Source organism: Candidatus Pelagibacter sp. PS_43 (genome assembly GCF_059417795.1).
Window position 1 is genome coordinate 1,151,868 of the sequence record NZ_CM182066.1, and the last position, 19,605, is coordinate 1,171,472.

At 28.5% G+C, this 19,605-nt stretch carries 21 protein-coding genes and 1 tRNA gene; 13 read left to right on the forward strand and 9 right to left on the reverse strand.

Annotated features, from left to right (window positions below; all coding sequences use genetic code 11):
• Positions 1–4 precede the first annotated feature (4 nt).
• From AC5SLL_RS06270 to hemC, 4 genes are read right to left on the reverse strand one after another with little or no spacing between them, the layout of a single operon-like run.
• Positions 5–295: a YggT family protein gene (locus AC5SLL_RS06270; protein WP_494586502.1), complete on the reverse strand. Its 291-nt coding sequence runs from the start codon at positions 293–295 to the stop codon at positions 5–7.
• Positions 292–1,377: a mechanosensitive ion channel family protein gene (locus tag AC5SLL_RS06275; protein ID WP_494586503.1), complete on the reverse strand. Its 1,086-nt coding sequence runs from the start codon at positions 1,375–1,377 to the stop codon at positions 292–294. Before AC5SLL_RS06275 ends, AC5SLL_RS06270 begins: the two co-directional genes overlap by 4 nt.
• Positions 1,378–1,379: 2 nt before the next feature.
• Positions 1,380–2,078 (reverse strand): uroporphyrinogen-III synthase, encoded by a 699-nt coding sequence (locus AC5SLL_RS06280; protein ID WP_494586504.1) that lies wholly within the window; start codon positions 2,076–2,078, stop codon positions 1,380–1,382.
• A gap of 1 nt (position 2,079) precedes the next feature.
• On the reverse strand, positions 2,080–3,003 hold the full coding sequence (gene hemC, locus AC5SLL_RS06285; RefSeq protein WP_494586505.1) for a hydroxymethylbilane synthase: 924 nt from the start codon (positions 3,001–3,003) through the stop codon (positions 2,080–2,082).
• Between the two features lie 59 nt (positions 3,004–3,062).
• Between hemC and tsaD the strand changes: the two genes are divergently transcribed.
• The 4 genes from tsaD (at position 3,063) to acs (ending at position 6,646) form a co-directional block, all read left to right on the forward strand.
• The gene (gene tsaD / locus AC5SLL_RS06290) at positions 3,063–4,136 is read left to right on the forward strand and encodes a tRNA (adenosine(37)-N6)-threonylcarbamoyltransferase complex transferase subunit TsaD (protein ID WP_494586506.1); all 1,074 of its coding nucleotides are present in this window, start codon (positions 3,063–3,065) and stop codon (positions 4,134–4,136) included.
• Entirely contained in the window at positions 4,136–4,549 is a 414-nt protein-coding gene (locus tag AC5SLL_RS06295) for an EVE domain-containing protein (protein ID WP_494586507.1), read from the forward strand. Before tsaD ends, AC5SLL_RS06295 begins: the two co-directional genes overlap by 1 nt.
• Before the next feature lie 10 nt (positions 4,550–4,559).
• Positions 4,560–4,697, forward strand: a complete 138-nt coding sequence (locus AC5SLL_RS06300; protein WP_494586508.1) for a hypothetical protein — start codon at positions 4,560–4,562, stop codon at positions 4,695–4,697.
• Positions 4,698–4,759: 62 nt separating this feature from the next.
• Positions 4,760–6,646: an acetate--CoA ligase gene (gene acs / locus AC5SLL_RS06305; RefSeq protein WP_494587078.1), complete on the forward strand. Its 1,887-nt coding sequence runs from the start codon at positions 4,760–4,762 to the stop codon at positions 6,644–6,646.
• On the opposite strand, the gene AC5SLL_RS06310 is transcribed toward acs, so the two are convergent.
• On the reverse strand, positions 6,643–7,266 hold the full coding sequence (locus AC5SLL_RS06310) for an esterase (protein ID WP_494586509.1): 624 nt from the start codon (positions 7,264–7,266) through the stop codon (positions 6,643–6,645). The genes acs and AC5SLL_RS06310 overlap by 4 nt on opposite strands.
• Positions 7,267–7,400: 134 nt before the next feature.
• On the opposite strand from AC5SLL_RS06310, the gene AC5SLL_RS06315 reads away from it, so the two are divergent.
• The 6 genes from AC5SLL_RS06315 (at position 7,401) to purH (ending at position 13,740) form a co-directional block, all read left to right on the forward strand.
• Positions 7,401–7,661 carry a DUF4212 domain-containing protein gene (locus AC5SLL_RS06315; protein ID WP_018413666.1) on the forward strand — a complete coding sequence of 87 codons (261 nt, stop codon included), beginning with the start codon at positions 7,401–7,403 and terminating at the stop codon, positions 7,659–7,661.
• Complete coding sequence (locus AC5SLL_RS06320) at positions 7,661–9,469, forward strand: sodium:solute symporter family protein (RefSeq protein ID WP_494586510.1); 1,809 nt, start codon at positions 7,661–7,663, stop codon at positions 9,467–9,469. The genes AC5SLL_RS06315 and AC5SLL_RS06320 overlap by 1 nt, the downstream gene beginning before the upstream one ends.
• Before the next feature lie 78 nt (positions 9,470–9,547).
• Positions 9,548–9,904 carry a hypothetical protein gene (locus AC5SLL_RS06325; RefSeq protein WP_494586511.1) on the forward strand — a complete coding sequence of 119 codons (357 nt, stop codon included), beginning with the start codon at positions 9,548–9,550 and terminating at the stop codon, positions 9,902–9,904.
• Positions 9,905–9,932: 28 nt separating this feature from the next.
• Positions 9,933–10,592, forward strand: a complete 660-nt coding sequence (gene rpe / locus AC5SLL_RS06330) for a ribulose-phosphate 3-epimerase (protein ID WP_494579764.1) — start codon at positions 9,933–9,935, stop codon at positions 10,590–10,592.
• Positions 10,593–10,858: 266 nt separating this feature from the next.
• Entirely contained in the window at positions 10,859–12,205 is a 1,347-nt protein-coding gene (locus AC5SLL_RS06335; protein WP_494586512.1) for a heparinase II/III family protein, read from the forward strand.
• Positions 12,205–13,740 carry a bifunctional phosphoribosylaminoimidazolecarboxamide formyltransferase/IMP cyclohydrolase gene (gene purH / locus AC5SLL_RS06340; protein ID WP_494586513.1) on the forward strand — a complete coding sequence of 512 codons (1,536 nt, stop codon included), beginning with the start codon at positions 12,205–12,207 and terminating at the stop codon, positions 13,738–13,740. Before AC5SLL_RS06335 ends, purH begins: the two co-directional genes overlap by 1 nt.
• On the opposite strand, the gene AC5SLL_RS06345 is transcribed toward purH, so the two are convergent.
• The 3 genes from AC5SLL_RS06345 to AC5SLL_RS06355 all read right to left on the reverse strand — a co-directional run bounded on the left by AC5SLL_RS06345 (position 13,730) and on the right by AC5SLL_RS06355 (position 15,066).
• Positions 13,730–14,074 (reverse strand): 4a-hydroxytetrahydrobiopterin dehydratase, encoded by a 345-nt coding sequence (locus tag AC5SLL_RS06345; RefSeq protein WP_494586514.1) that lies wholly within the window; start codon positions 14,072–14,074, stop codon positions 13,730–13,732. The two genes, purH and AC5SLL_RS06345, sit on opposite strands and share 11 nt — an antisense overlap.
• Entirely contained in the window at positions 14,055–14,981 is a 927-nt protein-coding gene (locus AC5SLL_RS06350; RefSeq protein WP_494586515.1) for an FkbM family methyltransferase, read from the reverse strand. Before AC5SLL_RS06350 ends, AC5SLL_RS06345 begins: the two co-directional genes overlap by 20 nt.
• Before the next feature lie 10 nt (positions 14,982–14,991).
• Positions 14,992–15,066, reverse strand: a tRNA-Gly gene (locus tag AC5SLL_RS06355).
• Between the two features lie 94 nt (positions 15,067–15,160).
• Between AC5SLL_RS06355 and AC5SLL_RS06360 the strand changes: the two genes are divergently transcribed.
• Positions 15,161–15,799 (forward strand): LON peptidase substrate-binding domain-containing protein, encoded by a 639-nt coding sequence (locus AC5SLL_RS06360; RefSeq protein WP_494586516.1) that lies wholly within the window; start codon positions 15,161–15,163, stop codon positions 15,797–15,799.
• A gap of 1 nt (position 15,800) precedes the next feature.
• On the opposite strand, the gene AC5SLL_RS06365 is transcribed toward AC5SLL_RS06360, so the two are convergent.
• The gene (locus AC5SLL_RS06365) at positions 15,801–16,895 is read right to left on the reverse strand and encodes an FAD-dependent monooxygenase (RefSeq protein WP_494586517.1); all 1,095 of its coding nucleotides are present in this window, start codon (positions 16,893–16,895) and stop codon (positions 15,801–15,803) included.
• 65 nt (positions 16,896–16,960) lie between these two features.
• On the opposite strand from AC5SLL_RS06365, the gene AC5SLL_RS06370 reads away from it, so the two are divergent.
• On the forward strand, positions 16,961–19,051 hold the full coding sequence (locus AC5SLL_RS06370) for a DNA translocase FtsK (protein ID WP_494586518.1): 2,091 nt from the start codon (positions 16,961–16,963) through the stop codon (positions 19,049–19,051).
• Complete coding sequence (locus AC5SLL_RS06375) at positions 19,051–19,605, forward strand: LolA family protein (RefSeq protein ID WP_494586519.1); 555 nt, start codon at positions 19,051–19,053, stop codon at positions 19,603–19,605. The genes AC5SLL_RS06370 and AC5SLL_RS06375 overlap by 1 nt, the downstream gene beginning before the upstream one ends.

Consider the following 19,605-nt stretch of genomic DNA (forward strand, 5'->3'; position numbering starts at 1 on the left):
TTCCTCAAAAAATCATTGGCGCAATGTACAACTTCATACACATTTCTATAAACCAAATCAATAAAAGTAATATAACTGGTGAAATATCTATTGAACCTAAATTGGGTAAAAAACTTCTAATTTTATTAAGCGCAGGACTTGTTAATCGATAAGTCACCTCTAAAATAGAATAAACAAATCTATTTTGAGTATTTAAAACATTAAATGCAACAAGCCAGCTGGTAATTACATTTGCAATTACCACATAAGAATAGAGTTTTAATATTTGAAGAACCAAATAAAAAATTGCTATCATTTTTTCTCGATATAAATTGACTGACTTGGGAAAGCAAAAGAAGCTTTATTGTCTTCTACTATTTCCTTTATTGCAATTGCTAATCTCTCTTTAACTAAAAGTGAATCAGTCCAACTATTACTGGCTGTAAAACATCTAACAAGAAGATCTATTGAGCTATCTGAAAATTTTTCAATTCTTACAGCAACACCTACACTTTGATTAAAATCATCACTTTTATTTATATAGTTTTCAATTTCTTCTCTTATTTTTTTTAATTGTTCAACAGTTGTATCGTACTGAAGAGTAATCGACCATCTTATTCTCCAATTGGTTGTTTCACTAATATTAACTACTGAATTTTCTGCAAATTGAAAATTTGGAATTATTGCTAAAGATTTATCAAACTTTCTAATCACCGTAGATCTAAAACCAATTTTTTCAACAACACCTTCGATTGTTCCTTCAACTAAAATCCAATCACCAATCTTAAATCTTTTTTCAACTAAAACTAAAATCCCAGATATTAAATTTTTAAATAAATCTTGAGCACCCAAAGCAACCGCAACACCAAATAAACCAAGTCCAGCAATAATTGGTCCAATTTTTATTCCCCAAAGTTCAAGGACAGCAGCTAAACCTAATATAAAAATTAAGATTTTTAACGATTTAATAATCCAACCAATCAACTCTTTAGTTAACATTTTGTCTAAACCACTTAAGATATAAGAAATGGGTTCAACAACCTGATGAATCAACCAAAAAATAAAAATAGTAATCAGTGTTCTATTTATTGTATCTATAGCTAACTTGCCCTCTTCTCCAAAAGACATGTAATAACTTGCAATAAAAAAACCTAGAACGATTGGTAAAAATCTTGCAGGCCCCACCATTGCATGAACAAATGTATCATCTAGTTTATTTGTAGTTCTTTTAGAAATTATTTCTAATTTTTTTATAATCAGTTTACTTATTAAACCTCTAAAAACTAAAAATATAAAAAATATTCCAATTCCAATTAAAATTTGAAAAATATCAATTCCATAAATTCCTCTTGACCAAACTGAAAAAAATAATTCACTGAAATTATTAAATATGTCCATAATCAAATTTTATATAGCAAAAATTCTTCTTCTCCAGGGTTAAAAAGAAAAATTTTTTTCCATTTTATTTCATTAAGTACCGCAGAGGTTTTCTCACTCACACACATCAAATTAGTATTCATCCACAACGTTTCTAGCTGATAATTTTTAATTACCTTTAAAAAATTAATCGCACTATTTTTTGAGTATATATATGTAATGTCCGGCATATTTAGCTTTAATTTTTCGATAAAATTTTCGTCATATTTCTTTATCTCATTAGCTTTGTAGTTAACTATTCTATCTACACTATAGCCGTCTAAAATTAATTCTTGATCTAAATTACTAGAGACAACCTCTCCACTAATATAAATCAATTTTCCTTCAGTTGGATTAAAATTTTGCAAAATCAATTCTTTGAGATTATTTACATTTCCTTCTGCAGCAAATACATTTTGAAAACCAGCATTTCTTGCTTTTTTTTCAGTGGCGCTTCCTACACAAAAACATTTTAAATTTTTATTAATATTTTTTATGTCCAAAAATTTGATAGCATTAGAGCTTGTAAAAATAATTCCCTTAAATTCTGAATAATCAACAGACTTGAAATTAATACCTTGAATACTAATTAATGGTAAATGAGATATTTCATTTCCTAATGATTTAAATCTTATCATCATTTCATGACAATCTTCCAATGGTCTTGTAAATAAAATATGCATATTATTTTTTATAAGAATTATTTGACTGTTTTTTAAGAGCACTACCTATCTCTATACCTAATTCCTCGGCCTCCTCAATTCCTTTAGAAGATTTTAAATAAAATCTATTTTTTCCATCTAAGGAAAAAAGCTCTACTTCTAAAGTGATTTTTCCTTCTTCAATGCTTGCAAAAGCACCTACAGCTGTTTCACAATCACCCTCTAAAATCTTTAAAACACTTCTTTCTGCTTTTATACAATCGTATGTTTTTTTATGATTTACTAATTCTAACAATTTAATCAATTCATTATCGTTGTCTCGACATTGTAAAGCTATAGCTCCTTGTCCTGCACAAGGAATAATTTCTGAAGTTGAAAAAGTTTGAGTTATGCTTTTATTTAAACCTAGAGAGTCAATTCCAGCATAGGATAAGATAATTGCATCATATAAGTTTTCATCGAGCTTTCTTAATCTAGTGTCTATGTTTCCTCTAATTAATTTACATTGAAAATCACTTCTTATTTTTTTAATTTGGAATTCTCTTCTAAATGATGAAGTTCCAATAACAGAGTTTAATTTTAGATCTTTTAAATTTTTATTATTTTTACTAATCAAAATCTCTCGTGGATCATTTCTTTTTAAAAAACAATTAGTTAACAACCCCTCAGTTTCTTCTGAGGGCATGTCTTTTAAAGCATGTACAGCTATATCAATTTTATTATTCAATAATTCTATTTCTATTGATTTTGAAAATAAACCTTTACCACCTACTTCGGATAATCTTTGGTCTTGAACTTGATCACCTTTGGTTACAATTTCTTTAATATCCACATCCTCAATTCCAAAATCTTTTGCATGTTTGAGAATATTTTCTCTAGCTTTTTCAGCATAGATCAGTGCTAATTTGCTTCCTCTTGAACCTATAATAATTTTTCTATTTTTCATTTATTTGCTTTATACTTCATACTTATATTGAGAATGTATTATTAATAAAAACTAATTTAATGATTAAAAAACCTATAATTTTAGGAATTGAATCGAGCTGTGATGAAACTGCTGCTTCTATTGTAACAGAAAATGAGCAAGGTATGCCAACAATTTTATCAAGTATTGTCTCAAGTCAGGTGGATGTTCATAAAGAATTTGGCGGTGTTGTGCCTGAACTTGCTGCAAGATCTCATATAGAAAAAATAGACTTAATTACAAAAAAAGCACTAAATGAAAGTGGACTAAAAATGGAACACCTAGATGCGATAGCAGCAACTGCAGGGCCTGGTCTTATAGTTTGCCTATCAGTGGGTTTAAGTTTTGGCAAAGCTGTAGCTTCATCACTCAATAAACCGTTTATAGCTGTTAATCATTTAGAAGGACATGCATTAAGTCCAAAATTAAATTCTGAATTAAACTATCCATACTTGTTGCTTTTAATTTCTGGGGGACATACTCAATTTTTAAGCGTGCAAGGATTAGGAAATTATAAAAGATTAGGAACAACTATTGATGATGCTGTTGGTGAAGCTTTTGATAAAACAGCAAAATTATTAGGTATAGAATTTCCAGGTGGGCCCCAAATAGAAGTGTATGCCAAAAAAGGTGATCCCAATAAATATGAGCTACCTAAACCAATTTTTTATAAAGGAGGATGTAATTTATCATTTGCGGGCTTAAAAACTGCTGTTTTAAAAATTTCAAAACAAATAAAAACTGACCAAGAAAAATATGATCTTGCAGCATCTTTTCAAAAAACAATTGAAAAAATACTATATAAAAAAAGTATGATTGCTTTTGAAGAATTTAAAAAAATGAACCCAGATAATAAAAATAAATTTGTAGTTGCAGGGGGTGTTGCAGCAAATAAAAAAATTAGAGAAATTCTAACCAACCTTTGTGTGGAAAAAGGTTTTGAGGCAATTTTTCCACCAATTGAATTGTGTGGTGATAATGCAGCAATGGTTGCAATGGTTGGATTAGAAAAATTTAAATTAAAACAATTTAGTGAGTTGGACAGTCCTGCAAAACCTAGGTGGCCATTAGATGAAGATGCTATTTTTTTAAAAGGTGCTGGAGTGAGATTATAATGCATTATTGGTTAATGAAATCAGAACCTGATGTTTGGTCAATTGATCAGCAAAAAAAAGCTGGCGCAAAAGGGGCTCCTTGGGATGGAGTTAGAAATTATCAAGCAGCAAAAAATTTAAAGGGAATGAAAAAAGGAGATTTATGTTTTTTTTATCATTCAAATATTGGCAAAGAAATTGTTGGTATTGTTGAGGTCATCAAAGAAGCCTTCTTAGATAAAACAGATAAAAAAGGTCGATTTGTTGCTGTCCAAGTTAAGTTTAAGGAAAAATTAGATAAAAGCGTAACTCTTGAAAATATTAAAAAAAACAAAGAACTTGGCCATTTATCGCTTATTAGACAAAGCAGACTTTCCGTTATGCCAATTGACTCTAAAAGCTGGAAAGTTTTATATAAGATGGGTAGTATTTAAAAATAAAATCATGCCAAAACGAAAAAAAACAAAATCTAAAGCTAAGAAAAAAAGCTCTATAAAGCCTAAGCTTAAAAAAAAAACGAAAGCTAAAAAAAAGAGTTATGTAAAATCCAAAATTAAAAAAAAAGTTTCAAAAAAAAAGTAAAAATACAAAAAGAAAAAGAGTTAGTTTTTAAAACTAGACCGGAATGGGTTAAAAGTGCTTTAATTAATAAGACTAAGTATCAAAAAAAATATTCTGACTCAATTAAAAACAATAATGAATTTTGGAAAAATGAGGGAAAAAGAATAACTTGGATTAAGCCGTACAAAAAAATTAAAAATGTTAAATATAGTAAGAAAGAAGTTAGAATTAAATGGTATGAAGATGGAACATTAAATGCTTCTGCTAATTGTATAGATCGTCATCTAAAAAATAAAAAAGATAAAACTGCAATTATCTGGGTTGGAGATAATCCAAAAGATACAAAAAAAATTTCATACAATCAATTACACAGAGAAGTATCAAAAACTGCAAATGGTTTAAGAAGATTGGGAATTAAAAAAGGTGACCGTGTTACAATTTATTTAACAATGATACCAGAGCTTGCGATTACAATGCTTGCTTGTGCTAGAATTGGTGCAGTTCATTCTATTATTTTTGGAGGATTTTCAGCAGACTCTATTTCTGGAAGAGTTAATGATTGTGAATCAGAATATATCATAACAGCTGATGAAGGAGTTAGAGGTGGAAAAACTATTCCATTAAAACAAATTACAGATGAGGCTTTAAGAAGCTGTGCTAATGTTAAAAAATGTATTGTAGTCAAGAGAACGGGAGGTCAAATTAGCTGGAATAATGATAGAGATATTTGGTACCATGATTTAATTGAAGGTGTTCCCAATCACTGTGAACCTGAAGAGATGAATGCTGAAGATCCATTGTTCATTCTTTATACCTCTGGTTCAACTGGCAAACCTAAAGGAGTTCTTCATACAACTGGTGGATATATGGTTTATGCCTCAATGACTCATCAATATATTTTTAATTATAAACCTAAAGATATCTATTGGTGTACTGCTGACATTGGATGGGTTACGGGTCATAGTTATATAATTTATGGTCCACTGGCTAATGGAGCCACAACTATAATGTTTGAAGGAATTCCAACATATCCTGACAGTTCAAGATGGTGGGAAATCATTGACAAGTACAAAGTAAATATTTTTTATACTGCTCCAACAGCCATTAGAGCTTTGATGCGTGAAGGTGATGGTCCTTTGAAAAAAACTTCAAGAAAATCCTTAAAATTACTAGGTACGGTAGGTGAACCAATAAATCCAGAGGCATGGATGTGGTATTACAAAGCTGTAGGAAATTCAAATTGTCCAATAGTTGATACTTGGTGGCAAACTGAGACAGGTGGAATATTAATTAGTCCTCAAACAGGAGCTATAAATTTAAAACCAGGTTCGGCCACAAAACCATTTTATGGTATCAAACCAGCAATTGTTGATAAAGAAGGAAATGAAATTAAGGGAGCTGGCGAAGGAAGGCTGTGTATTTCCCAATCTTGGCCTGGACAAATGAGAACAGTGTATGGTGACCATCAAAGATTTATTGATACTTATTTTTCTCAGTTTGATGGTAAATACTTTACAGGGGATGGTGCTAGAAGAGATGAAGACGGTTACTATTGGATAACAGGACGTGTTGATGATGTAATTATTGTCTCTGGTCATAACCTTGGAACTGCCGAAATAGAGAGTGCATTTGTTGCCCATCCAAAAGTTGCTGAAGCTGCAGTAGTTGGTTATCCTCATGATATCAAGGGTAACGGACTTTACTGCTATGTTACTTTAAATGTTGATGAGGTAGCTGACCTTGATCTAGAGAGAGATTTAAAACTTTGGGTACGTAAGCAGATAGGTGCTCTTGCAACACCAGACATCATTCATTTCTCACCTGGACTACCTAAAACGAGATCAGGAAAAATTATGAGAAGAATTTTAAGAAAAATTGCTGCTAATGAGCATGACCAATTAGGAGATACGACAACTTTAGCTGATCCAAGTGTTGTACAAAGTTTAGTTGATAATAGAAAAAATATTTAAAAATTTATTAACTCTTTAAATTCTTTTTCAACATTATCCCATTTTAAAATCATAGAGTTTAATACAATTTTTCTATCTAAAGTTTTTAATTCTTCAGCTATTGGGGCCCATTTATATAATGATAATGCGCTAGGATTAAATGGCAGATCTTTATAATAAGTTTCCCAGTTTATATTTTGAAGTCGCTCATTAAAAGTTTTTTTTGCCTCCTCAATAATATCCACTGGCATCTTATTTGAAGATTCACTATCTAAAATTTTAAAAAAAATTTCTTTAGACTGGTTGATGTTTTGATAATTAAAATTAACTTTTAAATATGAGAACGTAAATAATGTCAGATCCTGTAAAGCAACAGAATAAATATTCCATCTGGCAATATCAAGAGATGCCATGAATACGTCATTGTCAAAATGAAGAACGTACCTTGTGCCCATTCTAGTTTTTAAATAATTATATAAAGTAACTTGTGTTACCCAGGCAGATTTTGTTTGAATAAAATGTTCAAGGTCATTTAAATTTTTAATTTTTTTCTTTGGGATAAAAGCCTTAAACATCGCAAACAAGTAAACTTTAAAATCATTGAGTGATATATCTCTCCAGGAAAGTTTATATTTTTGCATAAAAGTTCAAATATGTGCTATTATAGCCTAAAAAATTAGCAAATAAGGACTTAATTTGAATAATTTTTGCCTTTTAAAAACCATCAGAATGGGTATGTTTTCGGTTAGTTATAACTAAAAATAGAGAGGTATAAATGTCAAACGCAACAAAACACTGGGAAAAAACTAGGTCATTGTTATTCGTAACATTGGCTATTTGGTTTGTTTTCTCAATCGGCATCTTCCTTTTCGCAGCTGAAATGAACGAGGTTACAGGACCTTTCGGTTATCCATGGACATACTGGTTTACATGTCAAGGATCTCTTGGAATTTTCGTAATTTTATGTTTCTGGTTTGCTAATAGGCAAGAAAAAATCGATGAAGAATTTGGCTTCAACGAAAAAGGAGATCAATAATGATAAAAGGTAAATTTATAGACAATTTGCCAAAAGTTTACGGAATCTATACGGGAGGTTTTATAGGTTTCATAATCTTAATGGCAATTGGTGAGCAGATGGGTATGACTGCTAAAGCAATAGGTGTTGCTTTTGTGGCCTTTACAATATTCATCTATGCATTGATCGGTTATCTATCAAGAACAGCTCAAGCAGATGCGTATTACGTAGCTGGAAGGCAAGTTCCAACTGTATTCAACGGTATGGCGACAGCAGCAGACTGGATGTCTGGTGCTTCATTCGTTGCAATGGCAGGTGGTATTTACTTTAAAGGTTACGGATATATGGCTCTACTTGTTGGTTGGACTGGTGGTTACATATTGGTCGCAACTTTATTGGCACCATACTTAAGAAAATTTGGCTGTTACACAGTTCCAGATTTTATAGGTACAAGATATGGTGGTAATTTAGCAAGGTTCTGTGCTGTAGTAGTTTTGACTGTAGCTTCATTCACTTATGTGACTGCTCAGATTAATGCTACAGGTACTATTGCATCTGTTGCTCTAGATATCGACTTTAAATACGCTGTATATATTGGGCTAATAAGTATTTTACTTTGTTCAATGTTAGGAGGTATGAGAGCGGTAACTTGGACACAGGTTGCACAATATATCGTGCTAATTATAGCTTACTTACTTCCAATTTTTTGGATCAGTAACAAATTAGGTGCGGGTTTCTTCCCTCACTTTATGTTGGCTGATGAAGTAGCTAGAATTGGTGAATTAGAGCAACAGTTTGGGTTTATTAAAAACTCTGCTGCTGATCTAGCAACTGTACCTAAAGGGTTAGCTGGAATAACTAAAGCACACTCTGCAGTAAACGCTACGCCTTGGGCATTTATTTCATTAGCACTAGCAATGATGATGGGAACAGCATCATTACCACACGTGATGATGAGATACTTTACTACTCCAAGTGTAAAAGCTGCAAGAAAATCAGTTGGTTGGTCGTTATTCTTTATCTTCCTTCTGTATTCTTCTGCGCCAATGTTAGCAACGCTATCAAAACTATCATTGATTGATCCAACTTTACCTACAGGTATTATTGGTAAATCATTTGCTGAAGTTCAAGCTTTGTCATGGTTCCAAAACTGGAATCAAGCAAACTTGATGTTCATCAGTGACTTTAACGGTAATGGAACTCTTGAATTAAACGAGTTTTTCATGGGCGGTAAAGCGGTTGTGTTAGCAACACCAGAAATAGCTGGATTACCATATGTAATCTCAGGACTGGTTGCTGCTGGAGGTATGGCTGCTGCCATGTCAACAGCTGATGGTTTGATCCTAGCAATTGCTAATGCGATCTCTCATGACGTATATTACAAAATGATTGATCCAAAAGCGGAGACTGCAAAAAGACTACTTGTTGCAAGGGTATTACTTGTAGTAATTGGTTTTGCTGGAGCAACTATTGCAGCAATGGAGATTCAAGGTATCTTAGGTTCAGTTATCTGGGCTTTTGACTTTGCGATGTCTGGATTGTTCTTCCCACTTGTACTTGGTGTATGGTGGAAGAGAGCTAACAGAGAAGGTGCTATTGCTGGTATGGTTTTAGGTCTTGTTTCTTCTATTATCTACCTAGTTTGGGTACGAAATGGTGGAAGTGGGTTCTTAGGACTTACTCAATTAACATTTGGTATCTTCGGAGCAGCTGTTAGTTTTGTTTCAATGGTTGTAGTGAGTTTAATGACTCAAGAACCAGATAAAGCAATTCAAAAAATGGTTGATGAAGTTCGTATACCAAGTGGCAGAACTGTTACTGGTAAGTAGAACTAATAAACTTTAATTCTAAGGGGCGATTAATTTCGCCCCTTTTAATTTAATCTCATTTCTAATATAAATCATTAAATGTCAGCAAATTTCCATCCATTAGTTTATTTTATAGATTACTTATTTGGTGTGATTATGTGGACTTTAATAGGACGAGTTGCGATGAATATTTTTCAAAAAGAAGATTCTGAATTCTTTTTTATGAAGATTTTTGTCAAATCTACCAATCCACTAATAAAAATTTTTAAACCAATAACCCCTTCTTTCATCATAGGACCTCTGGTTCCATTATATGTAGCATGGTTCTTTTTTATGATTAGATTTTACTTTATGCCCTGGGTCTTAGGATATTCTGTAATGGGAATGTTATCATTTCCTCTAGAAAGTGAAATTTCTAAACAAATTTATCAATTATTTAATTCAATTAAATTTTAAAAATTGATACTAGTAGAGCTGACAATCAATGAAAAAAATACAAATATCACCATCAATTTTATCAGCTGATTTTAGTCAATTAGGAAATGAAATTAAACGACTAGAAGAAGGTGGGGCTGATATGATCCATGTAGATGTGATGGATGGTCATTTTGTTCCTAATTTAACTATGGGGCCTCCAATTATTAAGGCTTTAAGAAAATATACAAAACTGCCATTTGATGTTCATTTAATGATTTCACCAGTACATAAATACATTCAAGATTATGCAGATGCTGGAGCAGATATTATAACTATACATCCTGAGGCAACTGAAGATTTAAAAAGTTCAATAGCACACATTAAAAGTTTAAATAAAAAAGTGGGTGTATCACTAAACCCTAAAACTGAAATTAATTTAGTAACAAATTTTCTAGAAGAGATAGATTTAATCTTAATCATGAGTGTCAATCCTGGATTTGGTGGTCAAAAATTTATGCCAGAAGTATTACAAAAAATTAAAGAGTTAAAAAAAATAAAAGATCAAAAAAATTTGAAATTTGATATTGAAATTGATGGGGGAATTAACTTTGATAATAATAAATTGGCTATTGAAGCTGGTGCTAATATTTTGGTCTCGGGCACAACTATATTTAAAAATAACAATGGAAATATAAAAAAAAATATAGAGCTTCTAAAATCAAGTTAATTAATGATTTTTAATAACTCATTTATTTTTTTTAAAAAAAAAATTCTTTCACTTTATTTAAATTCAAGTATTTATAATAAAAAAATTAATCCCACCATCATCAGTTCTTTAGAATATCAACCAAGTCCTAATCTTTTAGACTCTCTTATTAAATTTGAAAAAAAAAAATTAACATTGAAAACTATTCATTAGGTAACATCTGGAATGATAAAAATTTAAAAGATAAAGATTATAAAAATTTAAACAGTTTTTTTTGGTTATTTAGTTTGGATTTAAGATCCTCAAAAAAAGATACTCAAGAAATAATACAACAATGGATAAGTAAGAATTATCGTTATAATCATAAATGCTGGGAAATAGATATATTGGCAAAAAGAATAATAGCTTGGATTTCAAATACTAGATTAACTTATGAAGATGGCACTAGCTCTTATAAAGATAATTTCAACGGTGTTATAAAAAAACAAATTAACTATTTAATTGATCAAATTGAACGGTCTGAAAAAGTTGATGATAAAATGATAGGTTGTGCTGCTATAATTTTAGCCGGATTGTGTTACCGAGATGAAGATAAATACTTAGATAAAGGACTTAATTTGCTCAAAAAATTTGTTAAATTTTCTTTAGATAATGATGGTTTCCCAAAATCTAGAAACATAAGACAATTAAATTTTTATTTAAAATATTTTATTCTAATTCGAGAGTGGATCAAAGAATCTCAAAATGAAATACCAGATTATATCAATGAATATATTTATTATTTAGGACAAGGATATGCATTTACTTGGAAAAATAATAATGTCGACTTATTATTCAACGGTAATCATGAAACAAATAATGACAATTTTGATCATTATTTGAAAAAGTTTGATTATAACTTTAAATCTCAAAACAAAGAAATAGGAGGATATGTAATTCTTAATAATAAGAAATACTCTCTAATAATGGATATTGGAGATAGTCCTGATAAGAAATTTTCATCTGATTATCAGGCAGGTGCTTTATCTCTGGAGATATTAACAAATGGTAAAAAATTAATTTGTAACTCTGGATATTTTCAAGACTACAAACATAAATTAAATGATTTATCTAAATCAAGTGCAGTCCATAGCACATTAATTATAGATGACAGATCTTCATGTAAATTTACTAAAACTAAAAATAAGGGTTCCAAACTTTTGCAGGGTTTAAAAATATTAAAAAAAAATGTTATTTTTGAAAAAAATTATTGGAAAGTTCATGCCTCACACGATGGTTACCTAAAGCAATACGGTATTATTCATGAAAGAGAAGTTGAATTTTATCCAGAACAAATAAAATTTGTGGGTCATGATAAAATGATTTCAAAAAATGGTATTAAAAATCTAAAATTCGAAATTAGATTTCATTTAGAGCCAAATATTAAGGTAATGAAAACACAGGATAACAAGTCAATACTCATTGATCTTGATGGTGAAGGATGGAAATTTAACTCAGAAAACAATACTATCAATATTGATAACGGATTATATTTTGGTAAGAAAAATTCTTTTTCTGATAATCAAAATATATTTATTTCAGGAATGACTAATGATGAAAATCAAACTATAAAATGGGAAATTACTAAATTATAATGAATAAAATCAAAAAAGCATTAATTTCTGTATCTGATAAAAGTAATTTAAAAGAACTTTTAAAAATTTTAACTAAATATAAAGTTGAATTCATAAGCTCAGGTGGCACTTACAAAGAAATTAAGAAACTAAAATTTAGATGCTTAGAGGTTTCAGAATATACGGGATCTCCTGAAATACTCGGGGGAAGAGTTAAAACACTGCATCCAAAAATACATGCTGGGATATTAAGTAAAAGAGATAATAAAAAACATAAAAACGATTTAAAAAATAATAATTTTCATGAAATAGACCTTGTTATAGTTAATTTCTATCCTTTTGAAAAAACTTTAGAGCAAACAAATAATCATTTAAAAATAATAGAAAATATTGACGTTGGTGGACCAACTATGGTGAGGGCTGCAGCAAAAAATTATAAGGATGTAACTGTTATTACCTCCTCAAATCAATACTCTGAGCTTATAAATGAACTACAATTAAATAAAGGCTCAACATCTTTGGGGTTTAGAGAAAAAATGTCTTTAGAAGCTTTTTCTGAAACAGCTTATTATGATGCGGTAATTTCAAATTATTTTAACAACATTAAAGATAATAAATTTCCTAAAAAAAAAATTATTTATGGAAATTTAGTAGAGAATTTAAGATATGGAGAAAATCCACATCAGCAAGCTGCTGTTTATTCAAAAACTAATAGTTTAAATTTGGATCAAATTCATGGAAAGCAATTAAGCTATAACAATTATAATGATATATTTTCGGCTTTAACTATTTCAAAATCACTGCCCTCCAATACTGGAACAGTTATTATAAAACACGCTAACCCTTGTGGTGTATCTTCTCATAAAAACAATCTAAAAAGTTATAAATTAGCACTGGCTTGTGACCCTATTAGTGCTTTTGGTGGAATAATTGCATGCAACTATAAAATAAATAAAACTTTAGCAAAAGAATTAAAAAATATTTTTTTAGAGGTTATTATCGCTAATGGATTTGATAGAGAGGCCCTTAATATATTAAAAAATAAAAAAAATTTACGTCTAATAGACTCTTCAAATTTTAAAATAAAAGATTTAGTAAGATTTAATTCTGCTAATGAAGCAATTTTAACTCAGTCTGAAGATATAAATAAATTTAACATTAAAGATTTTAAGATAGTTTCAAAAAAAAAACCTACTAAATCACAATTAAAAAATTTAATTTTTGCTTTTAATGTTTGTAGATATGTCAAATCAAATGCAATAGTTTTGGCTGCTAATGAAGCAACAGTGGGTATTGGTTCTGGCCAGCCAAGTAGACTTGACAGTTGTCAAATTGCAATTGATAAAATGCATAAATTTGAAAATTTCAATGAAGAAGTAGTTGCTGCTTCAGATGCATTTTTTCCATTTGTGGACGGAATTGAAAAATTAATTCAAGCTGGAGTTTGTGCAGTAATACAACCCTCTGGTTCTATTAGAGACAAAGAAATAATAAAATTTGCAAATCAAACTAATACGATATTAGTTTTTTCTAAAACTAGACATTTTAGACATTAGCAATTTGATCAATTTTAGCTGCTAAAATAAAATCATTCTCAGAGAGACCTTCTATTGCGTGTGTGGTAATTATAATTTTTGCATAACCCCATCCAAAAGAGATATCAGGATGGTGGTTTTCACTTTCAGAAATTTCCCCAACTTTGTTTATGAAATTTTGACTATTAATAAAATTTTTGAAAATAAAATTTTTTTCTAAAAAAAAAATATCTTTATCATTTTTTTTTACATTCCACCCATCAACTTTTTTTTGATATTTGTGAATTTCACTTATATCAAATGGCAATATCCCACCTTCACATGGTTTACATTTTTTATCTAGAAGATTTGTCATTTTTAAATAGATCTTTTATATTTTTATCATTTTTAACTAAATAATAATTACCAATAGTTCTATGTTTAGAATCTAAATTATTTAATAATTTTATTATTTCATCGGGCATTACATTTTTTTTGTTTATATCATAAATACCATAATCAAATTTATCTAAAAATAATTTTAAAAAATTAAAATTATCATAATTATTTTCAAAAATATATTGTGATAGTTCTATAATAAAGATTGGATTATATTTTTGTACTATATTTATTGCACCTTTTATTGCTTGAAGTTCATTACCTTCAATGTCTAATTTTATAAATAAAAAATAATCCTCCAAATTTATATGACCAAGTAGCGTGTCTATTTTGGAAGTTTTTACTTTAGTTGATTTTAGATTTTCAAATTGCTTATGATTTAATGAACTTTCCCAATCATTTTTGCTTTCATTAAATACAACAGTTAAATCATCTGTATCTGATACGGCAAAATTTTTTATTGTCACATTATTAAAATTATTCAAGATTAAATTTTTTTTAAAATCCTCTACAATAGTTGGTGATGCATCTATAGAAACTATAGAATTTTGTTCTGATAACGATGCTGTAAAGAATGAATAAAATCCATAATTACAACCACAGTCTAGTAAAAAAATTTTTTTATTTCTTGAAATTTTTTTTATTAACATCAATTCATTTTGGTCATCAAAATTACATTTTTTCAATAGTGCATGGGACGTCTTGTTTTTTTGATTGCTTGCATAAATGTAAAAATTTTCTATTCTTATTTTGATATTTGAATTAAAAAATTTTCTAAATAATCTAAAAAAAATATAATAAAAAAAATTATTCTTAAATTCTCTGATGTCTTTATTTTTAACAATTAATTGTAAAAGTTTAGTGATTAAATTTGATTTTTTCATTTAGCATTTATGGAGCGGGTCAAGGGAATCGAACCCTCTACCTAATCGTTGGCAACGATTCGCTCTACCAATGAGCTAGACCCGCATATAAATATAATAAATAGACGGTTTTTTTAACGCAAGCAATAATAAAGTTTTTGATTAGTATATAGATTATCAAAAATTTGATAAAAGAAATTATGAAAAAACAAGATTTACCAAAAATTATACCCGTGTTTCCCTTAAGTAACTTTATTATTTTTCCAAATACAACTGTTCCCTTAAATATATTTGAACCAAGATATATAGAGATGATAAATGATAGTATGAAAACCAATAAATTAATTGGTTTAATTCAACCAAAACAAAAAAAACTAAGTAATATACCTGATTTATATGAGGTTGGATGTTTAGGCAAAATTTCAAATTTTGAAAAAGTTGATAGCAGATATTTAATTGAGCTAAATGGATTAACGCGATTTAAAGTAATTAAAGAAATTAAAGCTGATAAAGCTTACCGTCTATGTGAAGTAACTTTTGATGATTTTTCAGATGATTTAAACATTTCAAAAAAAGAATTAAAATTTTCAGATCTTGAGTTAATTTTTAAAGACTTAAAAACCTTGTTTGAAAAAAAAGGATACATAATCAATTGGAAATCTCTTGAGAAACAAGATTTAAATGAAACAATTAATGCTCTTGCAATGGCATCACCTTTTTCATTAGAAGAAAAACAAATATTATTGGAAAGCCAAGATTTAGAAATTAGAAAAGATAAAATTGCTGAAATTTTAAATACTTATAATTATGATAACTTTGATAATACAACCATTCAATAAATTACAGATTTATTCCCCTATCTGCAATTTTAATCAATAAATTATTAAAATTATTATTTTTACCAACTGCTTTAAGAATTTTGGTGAAATTTCTTATTTTCAATTTTTTTTCTAAATTAAAAAGTTCATAAATAAAATCTATTCCATTTGAAAACATAAAATTTTTATTTCTGGCTTGATTTTCAAAATCTTTTAAAATTGAAGAATCCAACTGTAAACCCAAATCAATTTTATTTTGAATAATTTCAGAGAAAATTTTTATATCTCTAATAGTCATATTAAAACCTTGTCCGGCCAAGGGATGAATTCTGTGCAATAAATCTCCAAAAGCTAAAATATTTTTTTGATAATATTTCCTTAAAACAGACGAATTTAAGTTAAAACTATTAATATCAAAAATATTTTTTATTAAATATTTAGGGTTATTTTTATTAATCAATTCTATTATTTCAGAGTTTGAGAATTTTTTACTTTTTGTATCCAGCGAACATACCACTGAGGTTTCATTTTTTGAAATAGGTAAGAATGCAACAGGACCAAACTCCGTAAATACCTGAACTGCAGTATTATTTTCTATTTTTTTATGTTTAAAAATTGCTGTGTAGGCTACATTAAAATAATTTTTTTCTATCTTTTTTGTAAAATATTTCTTTGCAATAAAATTATTTGGATCACTATTTATTATCAAATCGTAATTTTTTTTATTAAGATTTTTCTCATTTAATTTTTTATTGATTGCTATTCTTTTAATAAACTTACTTTTTAAAACTTCTTTTTTTAACAATTCATAAAGTCTCTCATTTTTAACCATATAAAATAAATCATTTTTTTCATTATTAAAATTAAAGATATTTTCATTTTTAATTTTTTGTAAATAAATTTCTATTTTTTTTATTTTCCAATAATTTATTTTAGTGATTTCAAAAATTTCTTTTTTAAAAAATTCTAAGTTATTTTTTGATATACCAATAGTTCTACTGGTTATTTTTTTTTGAATTTTAGTCTTATAATAAATATGAACATTTATTTTTTTATTTATAAGATTTTTAGCTAAAGCTAGACTGCTTAATCCTTCTCCTATAATGCATACATTCATAATATTTTTTAATTTTAACAATAAAAATTAGATGATACAAAGTGATTAATCTGATTAATTAATTTATGGAATTTAAAAAACTAGCAAACAATACAATTAACTTTGGAATAAATAGAGTAATTGAGATTTTGGGTTTGGGTATCATAGTTGCAGGTGTTTTTTTGTTAATTTCATTGGTTAGTTTTTCGCCTGATGATCCAAATTTTATTTTTCCAGATAACACGGTAATCAAAAATCTACTTGGTTTTGAAGGAAGTTTTACTTCTGATCTTTTTTTTCAATCTTTTGGGGTTATATCCTTATTAATTCCTTTTAGTCTTATAATTTGTGGAATTAATATTGTTTTAAATAAAAAAATTTTATTAATAATAGAAAGTATTTTCTACACTTTGATTTATTCTTTAATTGGATCTTTATTTTTTTCTTTTTTTTATCCTAGGGCATTTAATCTTTATATTAATGGTAATGGGGGTTTTATTGGTAAGTACCTTGAAACAACTTTCCTGGCATCAATGATCAATATCAATTCACAAATATTTTATTATTTATTAATTTTTTTAATTTTGACTATTTTTTTAATAAGTATTCAATTTAGAATTAATTTTTTTTATAATACTATAAAAAAATTATTCAAATTTCTGTTTTCTAAAAAAGAGAAAAATTACACCAATGAAAATGAAATAATAAGTGAATTTATACCACAAGATGAGATAAAAAGCTTAATTCAAGATGATCTTCCATTTATTAAAAGTGAAAATAAAGATACCAATAAAAAAATAAGATTTAAATTGCCTTCTGTAGATTTATTAAAAATTCCAACTGAAAAAGAAAGAGCTAAACTCCAAGATGAAGATTACATTGATAGTGAATTCTTAGAAAAAATTCTTTTAGACTTTGGAGTTAGTGGAAACATTAAAAAAGTTAGTCATGGGCCTGTTGTAACTCTTAATGAATTTGAACCAGCAGCAGGAGTTAAGGTTTCAAAAATTATAAACCTCTCAGATGATATCGCTAGAAACACTAGCTCTGAATCTGCAAGGATAGCAACTATACCTGGAAGAAGTACTATTGGTATAGAATTACCCAACTCTGCTAGAGAAAATGTTTTTCTTAGTGAAATTCTCTCACATGCTGACTTTAATAAAAAAGATGTAAGACTACCAATAGCACTTGGGAAAAATATTTCTGGAATACCTATTGTTGGTGATTTGGCATCTATGCCTCATTTATTAATAGCAGGCACAACTGGTTCTGGAAAATCTGTATGTATCAACACTATTATTCTTTCTCTTCTTTACAGGCACGCACCTGATAAATGTAAATTTATATTAATCGATCCTAAAATGTTAGAGCTGTCTACCTATGAGGGAATTCCTCATTTGTTATGTCCAGTTATTACAGAGGCAAAAAAAGCTGCTTCAGTTTTAGGTTGGGTTGTTAAAGAAATGGAGAATAGGTATAGACTTATGACAAAAGAAGGTGTCCGTAATATTGATGGATATAATGCAAAACATACTTTGTCTATGCCTTACATTGTTGTGGTTGTGGATGAAATGTCTGATTTGATGTTAGTAGCAGGAAAAGAAATAGAAAATTATATTCAAAAGCTCTCACAAATGGCCCGAGCCGCTGGTATTCACATTATAATGGCCACTCAAAGACCTAGTGTTGATGTAATTACAGGCACTATTAAAGCAAACTTTCCTACAAGAATTTCTTTTCAAGTAACTTCAAAAATTGATAGTAGAACAATTTTAGGAGAACAAGGAGCTGAACAATTACTTGGGAAAGGAGATATGCTTTATATGTCATCTGCTAATCGAATAGTGAGAATTCATGCACCCTTTGTTTCTGACAATGAAATTGAAAAGGTAAATAACTATTTAAGAGTCCAGGCAGAACCAGACTATATAGATGAAATCTTAAATTTTGTGGATGAAAAAGATAGTGGTGATACTGGATCTGACAATGGAGATAAAGATGAATTATATCAAGCAGCCTTAGATATAATTAGATCAGAAGGTAAAGCCTCAACTTCATTTTTACAAAGAAAATTGCAAATAGGATACAATAGGGCGGCTAGAATTATTGATATGATGGAGGCTGATGGAATTGTTAGCAAAGCAAACCATGTTGGTAAAAGAGATGTCCTATAATGCCTAGGATATTAATAATATTTATTTTGCTAAACTTTTATAATCCTGCATTACCATCTATGAAGGAAGATATAATTGCAAAAATGAAAAGCACTAATAATTTAAGTTTTAATTTTATTCAAACTGTTGATGATAAAAGAGAAAATGGAATATGTGTCTTGGAATATCCAAGAAAAATTTGGTGTGAGTATAGTGGAGCAAATAAAAAAACTCTTGTCTCTAATGGAAAATCTTTGGTTATTAAGACTAATAACAACAATAATTATTATATTTACCCGCTTGCTAAAACGCCGTTACAGTATTTGCTAGATAAAAAGTATCTAATTTCTAAAATACAAGAGTTAGAACCAAGGAATATAGATAATAAATATCTTAACTTTAAAATTTTTGAAAATAATAATGAAATAAATATTTTTTTTGACAAAAAAAATTTAAACTTAATTGGATGGCAAACAGAAGACATATATCAAAATTTGAATATTACATTTATTTCTTCAATTAAGATAAATCAAAAATTAGATTATAACAAATTCAAGTTACCAAAAAATAACTAA